Origin of the sequence: Millisia brevis NBRC 105863, from assembly GCF_001552615.1 — a bacterium.
Taxonomy (GTDB): Bacteria; Actinomycetota; Actinomycetes; order Mycobacteriales; family Mycobacteriaceae; genus Millisia; species Millisia brevis.
The window spans coordinates 412,669-425,979 of record NZ_BCRN01000001.1; the positions used below are offsets into that span (position 1 = coordinate 412,669).

Consider the following 13,311-nt stretch of genomic DNA (forward strand, 5'->3'; position numbering starts at 1 on the left):
GGGCGACGACCATGAGATCGAAAGGACCACGATGTCCGATCACAGCCTGCGGACCTACGACTCGATCCTCGACCTGCTCCCGAACGCCGACAACCCGACGCCGATCGTCCGGCTGCAGCGGATTCCGGACTTCCGGCACGCGCAGGTCTACGCCAAGCTCGAGTGGTACAACCCGTTCGGCGCGGTCAAGGATCGGGTGGCGGCCAACCTCATCCGCGACGCGGAGGAGCGGGGCGAAAAGCTGGAGAATCTGGTCGAGCCGACCTCCGGCAACACCGGAATCGGCTTGGCGATGATGTCCAACGCCCGCAGGTACGGATTCGCCGCGACGCTGTCGAATCAGATCCCGCTGGAAAAGCGGACGGCGCTGCGCCTGTTCGGCACCGACCTGGTCGAGTTGAACGACGACCTGTGTCCGATGCCCGGCCAGCCCGAGGGGGCCATGCTCGAAGCCGAGAAGCTCGGCGCCCGTCCCGGCTGGCGGGAGCTCAACCAGTACGCGAATCCGGCCAACCCCGACGCCCACTACCGCACGACCGGCCCCGAGATCTGGCGCCAGACCGGCGGCGCGATCACGCACTTCGTCGCGTCGCTCGGCACCTGCGGGACGATCACCGGCACCGGCCGATTCCTCAAGGAGCAGAATCCCGACGTCAAGGTGATCGGCGTGCATCCGGGCCTGGGTCACGACATCCCGGGCGTGCGGGCCCGGCGGGCGCTCGCGGTCACCGACTTCTTTCACCCCGAGGAGTACGACGACATCATCGAGATCGACGACGAACAGTCCTACGGGCTGTGCCGACGGCTGCATCTCGAGGAGAGCATCATCGCCGGACCGAGCTCGGGTCTGGCCCTGGCCGGCGCCCTGCGCACCATCCCGGACGAACCGGGGGTGATCGCGGTGGTGATCTTCCCTGACAACGCTTTCAAGTACCTGTCGTCGTTCCGCAAGCACCTGCCCGACCTGTTCCCACCCGAGCCCGAGGAAGCCGACGCGGCGCCGGCCAACCCCTTCGGCGAGTACCTCGAGGATGCGTTCGAACTGGCGAAGAGCGGTCCGGACCGGGTGGACGTCACCGAGGCGAATCGGCTGGTCGAGTCCGGGGTGACGCTGGTGGACGTCCGCAATCCGCCGGAGCTGGAGCAGGTACACCTGCGCGACTCGGTCAACCTGCCGCTACCCGACCTGTCGGCCGGAAGCCTCGACGGGCTGCCCACCGACCGGTCCACCCCGATTCTCACGCTCTGCGGCGTCGGAACCCGATCGCTTTACGCGTTACTGCTGCTGAAGGCCCAGGGATATACCGATGTCCGCAGTGTCGACGGCGGCATCAACGCCTGGGTGGAGGCGGGTCTGCCGACCGCTTAGGACCGGACGACTTCGGGGGAGCCGGGGACCGATCGGTCCCCGGCTCCCCCGAAAATGTCACCGGAAGTGTCAGTCGCCTTCGGTGTACTTGGCGCGCTTGACGATCAGCTCGTCCGGGGCGTACACCACCGAGGTGTCCTTGCCCTCGTAGTCGAACTGGTTGAGGAAGGCGCGCATCGCGTTGACGCGGCCGCGCTTCTTGTCGTTGCTCTTGACCGACATCCAGGGCGCGTACTTCTTGTCGGTGCCGGAGAGCATCGCTTCCTTGGCGGCGGTGTACGACTCCCACTTGTCGAGGCTCTCGAGGTCCATCGGCGAGAGCTTCCAGCGGCGCACCGGGTCGATCTGGCGGATCGCGAAGCGGGTGCGCTGCTCGCGCTGGGTCACCGAGAACCACAGCTTGGTGACGGTGGTACCCGACTCGACGAGCATCCGCTCGAAGCGCGGAGCCTGCCGCATGAAGACGTCGTACTGCTCATCGCTACAGAAGCCCATGACTCGCTCGACGCCCGCGCGGTTGTACCAGGAGCGGTCGAACAGCACGATCTCTCCGCTGGTCGGCAGGTGCCGGACGTAGCGCTGGAAGTACCACTGTCCGGCTTCCTCGCTGGTCGGCTTGGTCAGCGCGACCACACGGGCGGCCCGCGGGTTCAGGTGCTCCATGAAGCGCTTGATCGTGCCACCCTTACCGGCGGCGTCGCGGCCCTCGAAGACGATCACATGCTTGGCGCCGACGTCCTGGGACCAGTACTGGAACTTGAGCAGTTCCACCTGCAGGAGGTACTTCTCCTCCTCGTAGGTGTCCCGATCCATCAGCTCGTCGTACGGGTAGTCGTCGCGCCAGGTTTCGACAGCCTTGCCGGTCGGATCGATCAGCAGCGGGTCCTGGCCCTTGCTCCCCGACACCGAGTACCCCTGCGTCTGCAGTTCATCGATGTATTCGCGCAATCCCATCTGGCTCAACGGCTCGTCAACGAGGGTCATACCTCCATCTTTGCCTGTCCGCGTTCCAAAAGCCGGCCCGGGGGTCGCAGTTCACCAAAGATGCATGTTCCGGTTCGCCTCGGGCCGATTTCGGACACTTCCGGCGCAGCTCGCGGAGGGGGCGGCATATGGCTCGGAGCCGAGGGCGAGGACATATCCTCCCCGCCGCCGAGGGGCCGAGGTGTGCCCGCTGCCATCCGAAACGTCGGGCCGGCGCCGGCCCGGCGACACCGGCTCGGACGATCCGGATAGCGGCCACGCCGGGTGGTACAACGATGATCGTGACACCGGCCGCCGCTGCACCCGACCGACGGGCCGTGCTCGGCGGCGCCGCGCTCGACGTCGTCGCGCGGGCAGGGCTCGAGGCCCTCACCCACCAGGCCGTCGACGACGCCGCCGGGTTGCCGCGCGGAAGCACAGCCGATGTCTTCCGCAGCCGATCCGCCCTGGTCGACGCGGTGATCGAGGCGTTGGAACGCCGGGACCGCGAACTGATGGCGGAGATGCTCGCGGCGGGGATACCCCACTCGCGGGAGGCTCTGGTCGAGATGTTCGCCGACTTCGTCGGCACCTGCGGGCAGCCACCCGGGAGCATCCGGGCCCGGGCTCGACTGGCCCTGACCCTCGACCATCCGGAGCTCTTCGCCGCCGCGCACGAACGGTTCGTGGTGGCCGTGGCCGAGGTCATCGCGATGATCGGCGGCGATGACGAGCCGATCGCGACGGCCCGGCGCTGCCTGGCGCAGATGGACGGCGAGATGCTGCACATCCTGACGCTGCGGCGGGAGGCCGGCGTCGATCGCCCCGCGCTCGTGGCCACCTTCCGTCGTCTTCTGGGGATCCCGTGCGGTGACGGAGGTCCTCGGTAGGGTCGTCAGCCATGACGACCCTCGTGACCGGAGCCACCGGAAATATCGGCCGCCGCATCGTCGATCAGCTGCTCGCGCTCGGTGAGCGGGATATCCGCGCGCTGACCGTCGATCCGGCGAAAGCCAAACTGCCGGAGGGGGTCACCGCGGTGACCGGCTACCTGGGGAAACCGGCGACTCTGCCCGCCGCGTTCGAGGGTGTCGACCGGGTCTACCTGGCTCCGATGACCGAGACGCTGGACGCCACTGTCGAACTGCTGCGCGAGGCGGGGGTGCGCTACGTCGTCGCCCTGTCCGGTGGCGCGCACTGGCAGGAGCACGCCGACACGGTGTCCGCCTCCGGGCTGACCCATACCCAGCTCGGACCCGGCGAGTTCGCCGAGAACTTCGCCGAATGGGCCCCGTTGATCGCCGCCGGCCAGCCGGTGCGCGAGCCCTATCCGGAGGCGACCACCGCGCCGATCGCGATGGACGACATCGCCCGGGTGGCCGCGGCCCTGTTGGCGGCTCCGGCCGAGAAGCACTACGGGAAGATGTACGACCTGACCGGCCCGGAGGCGCTCAATCGCCGCGAGATCGCGCAGCGGATCGCCGAGGGTGCGGGCGTGCCGGTCACCTACGAACAGTGCTCCCGCGCCGAGGCGGAGGAGCGGCTGCGCGCGACGATGGGCGACTACGCCGAGTGGTACCTCGACCTGTTCGCCGCCAACGAGGTGATCAAGCAGCAGGCGAACACCGTGGTCGAGGACCTGACCGGTACCCCGCCGATCGGGATGGCCGAGTGGGCGCGTCGGAACGCGGAACTGTTCAGGTAGGCCAGCTGTTTCGAGACGGCCGGCCTACGCGCCGCCGCTCTGTGGAGGGCCGGCCGGTGGGGTGCCGCCGGTGTCGGGCGGCGTATCGGCAGGGTTGTCGAAGCTGACCCGGATCTTCTCGAAGCCCTTGCTGCGTTGGGCCTTTGCCTGCGCGGTGTAGGCGGCCTCGTCGCCCGGCGTCAGCACGACATTGTCGGTGAACGGCGTCAGCAACGATCGCGGGTAGAGCTTGTCGACGCGAACGGCGTTGAACTCCAAGGAGAACACGATCAGCACCGCCGCGATGTAGAGGAAGGCGAGCAAGCCGAGCACCACCGCGAAGACACCGTTGCTCGCGGTCGCGCGGGCGATCACCTCCTGGACGTAGACGCTGCCGAAGGTCTGCAATACCTGCCAGCCGATCGCGGCGGCCAAGGCCCCGGGGAAGACGTCCCGGACGCTCACCGGCCGTGCGGTGCCGATGCGGAAGGCGATCGTGAAGACCACCGTCGTCACGACCACCGAACCGGCCATGGCGAAGAGTCTTCCGGCCGTGCCCAATTGGATGGCCGAGGCGATCCCGTTCACCACGGTCAGCGCCACGATCGCGCTGCCCACCGTCGACAGCAGCATCGCCCCGCGGATGCGGACGCGGATCGGATTCGGACGGTCGTTGCGCGGGACCGACCACACGACGTTCATCGCGTTCTGCACGGCGACGGACACACCGAGCCCGCCGTAGACGGCGCCGATGACTCCTATCGTCACCCCGGCGGCACCCCCACCGATCTGACTGGGATCGCCGAGCTGGAAGCCGACGACCGGGATCTGTGAGAGCGCCGAATCGACGATCCGCTCCTGTAGATCGGGATCGTCCTGCAGCACGAAGCCGAGCACGGTGGTCAGGATCAGCAGCAATGGGAACAGCGAGATGAAGGCGTAGTAGGCGATCAACGCCGCGAGGTAGCCACCCTGGTCGTCGACGAACTTGTACACCACCGCCAGCGGAAATCCACTGGCCGGATAGCGGCGTTGGAAGCGGTCGACCCGATCCGCAAATGACACCCCGCGCGACCTCCGATCACCGAAACGGACCGCTGGGGGCTGTACGTACCTGCGGACGGACCGGGGTTCATTGTGCCGTACCGGTCACCGAGCTTCCGCGTAACTCATGCCCATCTGGGTGCGGACCTCCGCGAGGGTCGCGTCCGCGAGGTCGTTGGCCCGCTTGTTACCGGCCCGCAGGACGCTGTCGATCAGGCCGGGGTCGGCGGCAAGCTGCGCCCGCCGGGCACGGTGACCTGCGAGGAAGGAATTGACCGCCTCGGTGGTGAGCGCCTTGAGGGCGCCGCTGCCGGCGTCACCGATCCGTTCGGCGATCCGCTGCGGGGTCGAGTCGAGGCAGATCGCGGCGGTCGAGAGCAGGCCGGCGACGCCGGGGCGTTCGACCGGGTCGTAGGTGATGTGCCGGTCGCTGTCGGTGCGGGTGCGGCGGATCGCCGCGGCGGTCTCGTCGGCACTCATCGACAGGGCGATCGCATTGCCGTAGCTCTTGGACATCTTGCGCCCGTCGAGGCCGAGGATCTCGGCGGCGTCGGTGACCATCGCCTCCGGAACGGGGAAGACCTCGCCGTAGCGCTCGTTGAAGCGGCGGGCGATCGTGCGGGTGATCTCGATATGCGGCAGGTTGTCCTTGCCGACGGGCACCAGATTGCCCTTGCAGAACAGGATGTCCGCGGCCTGGTGCACCGGGTAGGTCAACAGCAACCCGCTCAGCGCCCGGCCGGACGCGGCCAGTTCGGCTTTGACGGTGGGGTTGCGGTGCAGTTCGGCCTCGGTGACCAGGCTCAGGAACGGCACCAGCAGTTGGTTGAGGGCGGGCACCGCCGAGTGGGTGAAGATCGTGGTGCGGTCCGGGTCGAGGCCGGCGGCGAGGTAGTCGGCGATCGCGCTGCGCACGTGATCACCGACCCGGGCGGCGATATCGCGGTCGGTGATCACCTGGTAGTCGGCCAGGATCACCAGCGTTTCGACGCCGAGGTTCTGCAGGTGCACGCGCTCGGTGATGCTGCCGACGTAGTGGCCGAGGTGCAGCGGACCGGTGGGGCGTTCGCCGGTCAACATACGGAAGCGGCCGGGGTCGGCGGCGATACGACGCTGCAGTTCGGGCATGCGCGCGCGGGTGGCGGCAAAGGAGTCCATCGGAGATATCCCTTCACAGGTGGGAAGGGCCGCACGGGAATCCTCGACGAATGCGGGCTGCCGTGCAGCCCGCGAACATGCGTCGACCGGCTGCTACCGCAGCCACCACGACATCGTCGACAAACGCATGCCCGAATCCTACGCGCGCTGTCGGCGCCGATCGATGACCTCGCGCACCCCGGCCGGCCCGACGCCCCGGCCCAGCGCGATCACCAGCGCCGCGCAGCCCAGCCCGGACAGCACGAAGCTGGTCGCGAACATCGTCGGATAGCCGAAGAGATCGCCGATGACGCCTCCGGTGATCCCCGCGACGCCCTGTACGAGCACGATCGCGCAGGCCAGCAGGGTGTAGTCGCTGCCGGCGTGGTCGCGTTCGGAGGCGTCCATCATCAGGGTGAACAGTGCGACCGTGGCCGCCCCACCCAGGACGTGTTCGGCGAGGCTGGCGGTGACGATCAGCGCGAACCCCCCGATGCCGAGGGAGGCGAAGAGGTACAGCGCCAGACTGATCGTCTGGGCGACCCCGGTGAGCAGCAGCGCATTGCGACGTCCGAGGCGGTAGGCGAGCCACCCGCCCAGCGCGGCGCCGCCGAGCGCGGCCGCCGACGACAGCGCACCCTTGATCAGGGCGATCTGCGCGACGGTCAGTCCGGAGTCGACCATGAACGGTCCGACCAGCGCGGAGCCCATCGAGTCGCCGAACTTGTAGGCGCCGATCAGCAGGATGAATACCGCCATGCCCGGTCGGCGCAGCCGCGTCCACCACCCGGCGGCCATGCGGGCGAGGCCGGGAGCTTCGGCTGCGGTCGGGGCGGGCTCGGTGGTTTGGGCTGCGCGGGCGTTCGGCGCCGGGTGGGCGGTCGGAGTCGGTTCGCGCAACCACCAGACCGGCAGGGTGCACAGCAGGATCAGACCCGACATCACGATGAACAGGCCCCGCCACCCGGAGAGCGTCAGCAGCCACAGCAGTCCCCCGCCGCCTACGATCATGCCGATCCGGTAGGCGCCCACCTGGATGCCGTTGCCGATGCCCTTGCCCCGATACCCGAGCAGCCGCACGGCCAGGCCGTCGGTCGCGACGTCCTGGGTCGCGGAGATCAGGTTCATCACCGCGATGCCGACCAGCAGCCACCGCAGCGACCCCGACAGGTCGAGCGACGCCATGACCAGCGCCAACGCCGCCGCGGCGAGTTGCAGGGTCAGCAGCCAGCGCCGCCGGGTGCCGTACCTGTCGACATAGGGCGCCCACAGGAACTTCAGCGCCCAGGGGGCGAAGAGCACTCCGGTCGCGCTGATCTGGGTGAGCGAGAGCCCCGATTCGCGCAGGACCACCGGCAGCGCCTGAGTGAAGAACCCGTAGGGCAATCCCTGCGCGAAGTAGAGCGCACAGAGCAGCACCGCGGTGGACGCGGCGATCGTCCCCTTGGCCGGACCCGTCATCGGTGTGCGTCCATCTTCCTCACGGCGACGCCACGACGATTATCTCCTCGGGCCGCCGCTGAGGAAGATGAATGCACACGACCTAGGAGGCGACCGGAGTCCGCCGGCGCACCATCCAGGCCACCCCACCGGCGAGCAGCAGGGTGACCAGCGTGCCGATGATCCCGGCGACCGCACCGGACAGCCGAGCGTGCTCGATTCCGGCGACGGCGTAGTCGGCCAACGGCCACCCGGCGCCGGTGTGGTCCTGTGCGGTGCTCATGAATCCAGTGGATTCCGCAACGTATTCGAGGCCGTCGGGATGCCCGGAAGCGAATCCGCTGACCACCCCGGCGATCGCCAAAGCGGCGACCAACAGCAGCAGGTAGAGGCGTCCGCGACTCATGCCGCCACCTCCGAACGACGCTGCGGATCGGCGGGGATGCCGCGAGCGGCGTACACCAGGTCCGGCCGGGCGGATACGACGATCGCCACCACCAGTGCGGTGATCAGCGCTTCGCCGATGCCGATCACCAGGTGCCAGCCGGCCATCGCCGTCAACACCTCACCGACCGGGATGTCGGCAACCCCGCCGAAGGCAAAGAGACCCACGAAGACCACCGCGGACAGGGGCACCGACAGCAGCGCCCCAATCCCGGCGGCGAGCGGTACCGATCCGCTGCGCTTGGGGAGCACCTTCAGCAGTCCCTTGATGATCAGCCAGGCGCCGAGGACGCCGACCAAACCCATCAGGGTGATGTTCGTACCGATCGCGGTCAGGCCACCGTCGGCGAAGAGCACCGCCTGGACCAGCAGCACCGCGGAGATCACCAGGATCCCGGTCCACGGTCCGACCAGCGCCGCCGCGAGCGCGCCGCCCATCAAGTGGCCGCTGGTGCCGGCGCCGACCGGGTAGTTCACCATCTGGGTGGCGAAGACGAACGCGCCGACCAGGCCGGCCATCGGGGCGGTGCGATCGTCGAGTTCGTTGCGGGCGCCGCGCAGGGCGATGCCGACGCCGACCGCGGCGACCACCCCCGTCGCGATCGAGGTGTGCCCATCGAGGAATCCGTCGGGAACGTGCATGACTCACTCCTTGCGGCGGAAGGTGATGGCAAAACTGTACGGGACCAGCGCATTATCGGCGCGCCACTCGAACGAGCCCGAACTCGACCCTGGACGACCGCTGCAGGTCGGGTCGATGATGGGGTATGGACCGAATCGTGATTGTCGGAGCGGGACTGACGGCCGCCACCGCGGCCGCAACGCTTCGCGACGAAGGGTACGAAGGGGATCTGACTCTGGTGGGCACCGAGAAGGTGCTGCCCTATGAGCGCCCACCGCTGTCCAAGGAAGTCCTGCAGGGCAAGAAACCGTTTCACACGGTGCACGACGCCGACTGGTACTCCGAACGCGATATCCGGGTGTTGACCGGGGCGACCATCGGCTCTCTCGATCCTGCCGCACGGACGGTGGCCGTCAACGACGGTGAGACCCTCTCGTACGACGCTCCTGGCCACCGGTGCGACTCCTCGCGAACTCGACATCCCCGGCGTCGACCGGACCCACAAGCTGCGCACCCGCGCGGACGAGGAGAAGTTGAAGGCGACGTTCGAGCCGGGCGCACGCCTGGTCACCATCGGCGGCGGCTGGATCGCTCTCGAGGTGGCAGCCTCCGCGCGCGAGGCGGGCCTGGACGTGACCGTACTCGAACGCAGCAAGCTGCCCTTGGTGTCGGTGCTGGGCCCCGAACTGGCCGAGCACCTGAAGAAACTGCACGAGTCCCACGGCGTGGACATCCGCACCGAGACGGAGGCGACCGGGGTGACGGACGACGGCGTCCTGGTCGGCGACGAACTGGTCCCGGCGGAGGTGATTCTGCTGGCCGCCGGGGTGACACCATCGACCGAGCTGGCGGCAGCCGCCGGGCTCGGTGTGCAGGACGGCATCATCGCCGACCCGCAGTTGCGCACCACCGACCCGAATATCTGGGTGGCCGGGGACGCCGCGTATGCGACCAATACGGTGCTCGGCCCGTTGCGCGTCGAACATTGGGACAACGCGATCCGCCAGGGCAAGCTCGCCGCCCGCAGCATCCTCGGGCAGGAGGGTGCCTACGACTGGCAGCCGTACTTCTATACCGACCAGTTCGAGTTCTCGATGGAGTACGTCGGGCATTCCTCACCGGACGACAGCGTGGTCATCCGCGGTGACCTGGACAAGAACGCCTTCATCGCCTACTGGATCGCGCCCGACGGGCACACCATCACCGCCGGGATGAACGTCGGGATCTGGGACGTCAACGATCAACTGCGGGAGCTGATCGGCACAACGGTCGACCCCGAGCAGCTGACAGTTCTCGGCTGACGGTCCCCGACCGACACCTACGAACGCCGACGGGCGGGGCCCAGCCGGGGTCCCGCCCGTTCCTCGCTCCGCCTAAATCCCATCAAATATCAAAAATATCCAGTAACGTTGACGGGGTTCGGTGGGCGGAGGAGGCGCGGATGGACCTGCAGTGGTCGGAGCACGACCTGGCGTTTCGGGACGAGGTGCGCGCCTTCCTCGACGACAAGCTCACCGACGATCTGCGCGCCGCCGGGCGTCTGCAGACCAGCGTCTACTCGGATCACGAGGCGGCGATGCGGTGGCAGGCGATCCTGCACGAGCGCGGCTGGGCGGCGCCGGCGTGGCCGGTGCGCCACGGCGGCTGCGACTGGAGCCTGACGCAGCACTACATCTTCAGCCGGGAATCGATCCTCGCCGGCGCGCCCTATCTGTCGCCGATGGGCATCCGGATGGTGGCGTTCGCGATCATGCGATTCGGCATCGACGAACAGAAGCGGTACTTCCTGCCGCGCATCCTGACCGGCGAGGTGTTCTTCTGCCAGGGCTACTCCGAGCCGGAGGCCGGCTCCGACCTCGCCTCGCTGTCGATGGCCGCGGTCGACGACGGCGACGACCTCGTATTGACCGGGTCGAAGATCTGGACCACCCATGCCGCCGAGGCGAACTGGATGTTCGCGCTGGTGCGCACCAGCCGCGGCGAGCGCAAACAGCAGGGCATCACCTTCCTGCTGCTCGACTTCACCTCCCCCGGCATCGAGATCCACCCGCTGGTGATGTCGTCCGGCGAGGAGATCCAGTGCACGATCTTCTTCGACGGTGTGCGCGTCCCGAAGGCCAACGTGCTCGGCACGATCGACGACGGCTGGACGGTGGCGAAGTACCTGCTCGAGTTCGAGCGCGGCGGAGCGGCGCACGCCCCGGCCCTGCAGGTGGAGGCCGCGCATATCGCCGGCGTCGCCGCGCAGCAGCCCGGCCCCGACGGCGGCCGGCTGATCGACGACCCGGCGTTCGCCGCGAAACTCGCGGACGCCCGGATGCGCACCGAGGTCCTCGAGATCCTCGAGTACCGCACCCTGGCCACCGTCGCGGCCGGCGGGCACCCCGGACCGTCCGCGTCGATGCTCAAGGTGCTCGGCACCGAACTGAGCCAACAGCTGACCGAACTGGCCCTCGAGGCGGCCGGACCGATCGGCCGGGTCTACCAGCCGCACGCCGCCCGCCCCGGCGGACCGATCGCGCACTTCACCCCGCCGACCGACGGCTACGTCAGCGGTGAGCCCTGGCAGGCGGTGGCGCCGCTGCGCTACCTCAACGACCGGGCCGGGTCGATCTACGCCGGCAGCAACGAGATCCAGCGCAATATCCTGGCCAAAGCCGCTCTCGGACTGTAGGAATCAGCATGGACTTCACGCTCACCGGGGAACAGCAGCTGCTCGCGGACGGTCTGCGCAAGTTTCTGACGTCCCGCTACGACCTGTCGACCAGTCGCACCGCAGCCGCCACGGGTTCCGGTATGCAGCAGGAGATCTGGCGATCATTCGCCGACGAGCTGGGCTTGCTCGATGTGCTGCTGCCCGAGTCGGTCGGCGGCGCGGGCGGCGGCGCCGAGGAATTGATGATCATCACCGAGGAGTTGGGGCGCGCCCTCGTGGTCGAGCCGTATATCGGGACCGCGGTGATCGCGGCCGGGCTGCTCGAGCGTTCGCAATCCCCTGCGGCCGAATCACTTCTGCGCGCGATCGGGGACGGCCGGGCTATCGTGGCGCTCGCCGCCGGCGAATCGGCCGCCGGTGACAACTGGCGGTCGGTGACCACGACCGCCCGCCGCTTCGGCGACGGATGGGTGCTCGACGGGGCGAAGTCGGTGGTGCTCGACGCACCCCTGGCGACCCACCTGTTGGTGACCGCCCGCACCTCCGGCGCTCCCGACGATGTCGCCGGCATCTCGCTGTTCCTGGTCAACCCGAAGGCCGCCGGCGTGACCCTGCGCGAGTACCGAACGATCGACGACCGGCGCGGCGCGGACCTGGTGTTCGAGCGGGTCGCGGCCGAAACCCTGCTCGGCCCCGAGGGTGGCGCATGGCCGTCACTGGCCCGGGCGCGGGATGTCGGCGCGGTCGCGGTGTCCTCGGAGGCGGTCGGCTGCATGCGCACCGTCCTGCACGACACCGTCGAGTACACCAAGCAGCGCAAACAGTTCGGCGCGCCGATCGGCAGCTTCCAGGTGCTCCAGCACCGGATGGTCGACATGATGATGGAGCTCGAGCAGGCGGTTGCCGCGGTGCACCTCGCCGTCCTGAACCTCGACGCCGACGAGCACACCCGCGCCCGCACGACATCGGTCGCGAAGGCCACCGTCGGCCGGGCGGCCCGGTTCGTCGGCCAGAACGCGGTGCAACTGCACGGCGGCATGGGCATGACCGAGGAGTTGGCGATCGGGCACTACTTCAAGCGTCTGACGGCGGTGCAGTACGAGTTCGGCACCACCGACAGCCACCGCAGCCGCTACGCGGCCCTGACCCGCGAGGTCTGACCCGCGACGCCTGACCGGTCTCAGTGCGCGGCGGCCGCGCCCTGCGGTCCGTGCAGTTCGGTGTGCAGGCGCTCCATCCGGTTGTCGAGCGACGACGCGGTGTCGGCGGCCTCGCGCAGTTCGTCGACCAGTGTCGACGGGACCTGGCCGTCGTACTTGTAGAAGATCTTGTGCTCGAGCGCGGCCCAGAAGTCCATGGCGATCGTGCGGAACTGGATCTCGACCGGCACGTCGACCCGGCCGGTCGACAGGAACGCCGGCACCTCGACGATCGCGTGCAGCGACTTGTAGCCATTGGGCTTCGGGTGGGCGATGTAGTCCTTCACCTCGCGCAGGGTGACATCGTCCTGCTGCGTGAGCAGGTCGAACAGTCGGTAGACATCGCTGACGAAGCTGCAGGTCACGCGGATACCGGCGACGTCGGTGATGCCGGCGCGGATCGCGTCGATGTCGGCGGAGACCTGCTTGCGGGAGAGCTTCTTGAGCAGGCTCTCCGGCGTCTTGACCCGACTGGTGACGTGCTCGATCGGGTTGTAATCGTGCATGTGCAGGAACTCTTCGCGCAGGATCGCGATCTTGGTTTCCACCGCCCGCAGCCCGAACTGATACTCGAGCAGGAACCGCTGCAAGGTGTCCCGCAGGCCGATCAGCTCCGTCCGGGAGATCGTGATCGAATCCGCGAGCGGGTCGAGCGGCAGAAGGGACTCCGCTCGGCCGACGGGAAGCAGATCCTGCTCGGGGGACGGGCGGTCCAGCGGGGCAACCATGCCTTCGACCGTAGCGCGAACCGGA

General features: G+C 68.5%; 13 protein-coding genes and 1 pseudogene. 7 read left to right on the plus strand and 7 right to left on the minus strand.

The genetic code is table 11. The features are described from left to right. Positions 1 to 31 precede the first annotated feature (31 nt). Positions 32 to 1,369 carry a pyridoxal-phosphate dependent enzyme gene (locus tag MB1_RS01830; RefSeq protein WP_157083855.1) on the plus strand — a complete coding sequence of 446 codons (1,338 nt, stop codon included), beginning with the start codon at positions 32 to 34 and terminating at the stop codon, positions 1,367 to 1,369. A 69-nt stretch (positions 1,370 to 1,438) separates the two neighbouring features. Here the strand turns inward: MB1_RS01830 and ppk2 are convergent, their stop codons facing one another. After that, complete coding sequence (gene ppk2, locus MB1_RS01835) at positions 1,439 to 2,323, minus strand: polyphosphate kinase 2 (protein ID WP_218000172.1); 885 nt, start codon at positions 2,321 to 2,323, stop codon at positions 1,439 to 1,441. A 305-nt stretch (positions 2,324 to 2,628) separates the two neighbouring features. On the opposite strand from ppk2, the gene MB1_RS01840 reads away from it, so the two are divergent. Together MB1_RS01840 and MB1_RS01845 are read left to right on the plus strand one after the other, a co-directional pair. Further along, positions 2,629 to 3,222, plus strand: coding sequence for a TetR/AcrR family transcriptional regulator (locus MB1_RS01840; RefSeq protein ID WP_066903069.1), 594 nt, complete (start codon positions 2,629 to 2,631; stop codon positions 3,220 to 3,222). Positions 3,223 to 3,233: 11 nt separating this feature from the next. Beyond that, complete coding sequence (locus tag MB1_RS01845; RefSeq protein ID WP_066903070.1) at positions 3,234 to 4,037, plus strand: NAD(P)H-binding protein; 804 nt, start codon at positions 3,234 to 3,236, stop codon at positions 4,035 to 4,037. 24 nt (positions 4,038 to 4,061) lie between these two features. On the opposite strand, the gene MB1_RS01850 is transcribed toward MB1_RS01845, so the two are convergent. The 5 genes from MB1_RS01850 to MB1_RS01870 all read right to left on the minus strand — a co-directional run bounded on the left by MB1_RS01850 (position 4,062) and on the right by MB1_RS01870 (position 8,723). Next, entirely contained in the window at positions 4,062 to 5,081 is a 1,020-nt protein-coding gene (locus MB1_RS01850) for a YihY/virulence factor BrkB family protein (protein ID WP_066903072.1), read from the minus strand. 84 nt (positions 5,082 to 5,165) lie between these two features. Beyond that, complete coding sequence (gene trpS / locus MB1_RS01855) at positions 5,166 to 6,218, minus strand: tryptophan--tRNA ligase (RefSeq protein WP_066903074.1); 1,053 nt, start codon at positions 6,216 to 6,218, stop codon at positions 5,166 to 5,168. 138 nt (positions 6,219 to 6,356) lie between these two features. After that, a complete protein-coding gene (locus tag MB1_RS01860) occupies positions 6,357 to 7,658 on the minus strand; it encodes an MFS transporter (protein WP_066903075.1) in 1,302 nt (433 codons plus the stop codon). Between the two features lie 82 nt (positions 7,659 to 7,740). Next, positions 7,741 to 8,043, minus strand: a complete 303-nt coding sequence (locus tag MB1_RS01865) for a PDGLE domain-containing protein (protein WP_066903078.1) — start codon at positions 8,041 to 8,043, stop codon at positions 7,741 to 7,743. Then, entirely contained in the window at positions 8,040 to 8,723 is a 684-nt protein-coding gene (locus tag MB1_RS01870) for an energy-coupling factor ABC transporter permease (RefSeq protein ID WP_066903079.1), read from the minus strand. The genes MB1_RS01865 and MB1_RS01870 overlap by 4 nt, the downstream gene beginning before the upstream one ends. A gap of 125 nt (positions 8,724 to 8,848) precedes the next feature. Here MB1_RS01870 and MB1_RS26875 point away from each other — a divergent pair. From MB1_RS26875 to MB1_RS01885, 4 genes and pseudogenes are all read left to right on the plus strand, one after another. After that, positions 8,849 to 9,653 (plus strand): annotated as a pseudogene (locus MB1_RS26875) (NAD(P)/FAD-dependent oxidoreductase); the annotation flags it as partial. Between the two features lie 144 nt (positions 9,654 to 9,797). Next, positions 9,798 to 10,004, plus strand: a complete 207-nt coding sequence (locus tag MB1_RS26880; RefSeq protein ID WP_369406840.1) for a hypothetical protein — start codon at positions 9,798 to 9,800, stop codon at positions 10,002 to 10,004. 140 nt (positions 10,005 to 10,144) lie between these two features. Beyond that, on the plus strand, positions 10,145 to 11,377 hold the full coding sequence (locus tag MB1_RS01880; protein WP_066903083.1) for an acyl-CoA dehydrogenase family protein: 1,233 nt from the start codon (positions 10,145 to 10,147) through the stop codon (positions 11,375 to 11,377). Between the two features lie 8 nt (positions 11,378 to 11,385). Further along, complete coding sequence (locus MB1_RS01885) at positions 11,386 to 12,519, plus strand: acyl-CoA dehydrogenase family protein (RefSeq protein WP_066903085.1); 1,134 nt, start codon at positions 11,386 to 11,388, stop codon at positions 12,517 to 12,519. Positions 12,520 to 12,539: 20 nt separating this feature from the next. On the opposite strand, the gene MB1_RS01890 is transcribed toward MB1_RS01885, so the two are convergent. Continuing rightward, positions 12,540 to 13,286 carry a GTP pyrophosphokinase gene (locus tag MB1_RS01890; protein ID WP_084350624.1) on the minus strand — a complete coding sequence of 249 codons (747 nt, stop codon included), beginning with the start codon at positions 13,284 to 13,286 and terminating at the stop codon, positions 12,540 to 12,542. Positions 13,287 to 13,311: the final 25 nt, after the last annotated feature.

Bases quoted from the DNA above. Each gene is read 5' to 3' on its own strand.
- MB1_RS01830 (WP_157083855.1), top strand. From the start codon at position 32: ATGTCCGATCACAGCCTGCGGACCTACGACTCGATCCTCGACCTGCTC.
- ppk2 (WP_218000172.1), bottom strand. From the start codon at position 2,323: ATGGGATTGCGCGAATACATCGATGAACTGCAGACGCAGGGGTACTCG.
- MB1_RS01840 (WP_066903069.1), top strand. From the start codon at position 2,629: ATGATCGTGACACCGGCCGCCGCTGCACCCGACCGACGGGCCGTGCTC.
- MB1_RS01845 (WP_066903070.1), top strand. From the start codon at position 3,234: ATGACGACCCTCGTGACCGGAGCCACCGGAAATATCGGCCGCCGCATC.
- trpS (WP_066903074.1), bottom strand. From the start codon at position 6,218: ATGGACTCCTTTGCCGCCACCCGCGCGCGCATGCCCGAACTGCAGCGT.
- MB1_RS01860 (WP_066903075.1), bottom strand. From the start codon at position 7,658: ATGACGGGTCCGGCCAAGGGGACGATCGCCGCGTCCACCGCGGTGCTG.
- MB1_RS01865 (WP_066903078.1), bottom strand. From the start codon at position 8,043: ATGAGTCGCGGACGCCTCTACCTGCTGCTGTTGGTCGCCGCTTTGGCG.
- MB1_RS01870 (WP_066903079.1), bottom strand. From the start codon at position 8,723: ATGCACGTTCCCGACGGATTCCTCGATGGGCACACCTCGATCGCGACG.
- MB1_RS26880 (WP_369406840.1), top strand. From the start codon at position 9,798: ATGGAGTACGTCGGGCATTCCTCACCGGACGACAGCGTGGTCATCCGC.
- MB1_RS01880 (WP_066903083.1), top strand. From the start codon at position 10,145: ATGGACCTGCAGTGGTCGGAGCACGACCTGGCGTTTCGGGACGAGGTG.
- MB1_RS01885 (WP_066903085.1), top strand. From the start codon at position 11,386: ATGGACTTCACGCTCACCGGGGAACAGCAGCTGCTCGCGGACGGTCTG.
- MB1_RS01890 (WP_084350624.1), bottom strand. From the start codon at position 13,286: ATGGTTGCCCCGCTGGACCGCCCGTCCCCCGAGCAGGATCTGCTTCCC.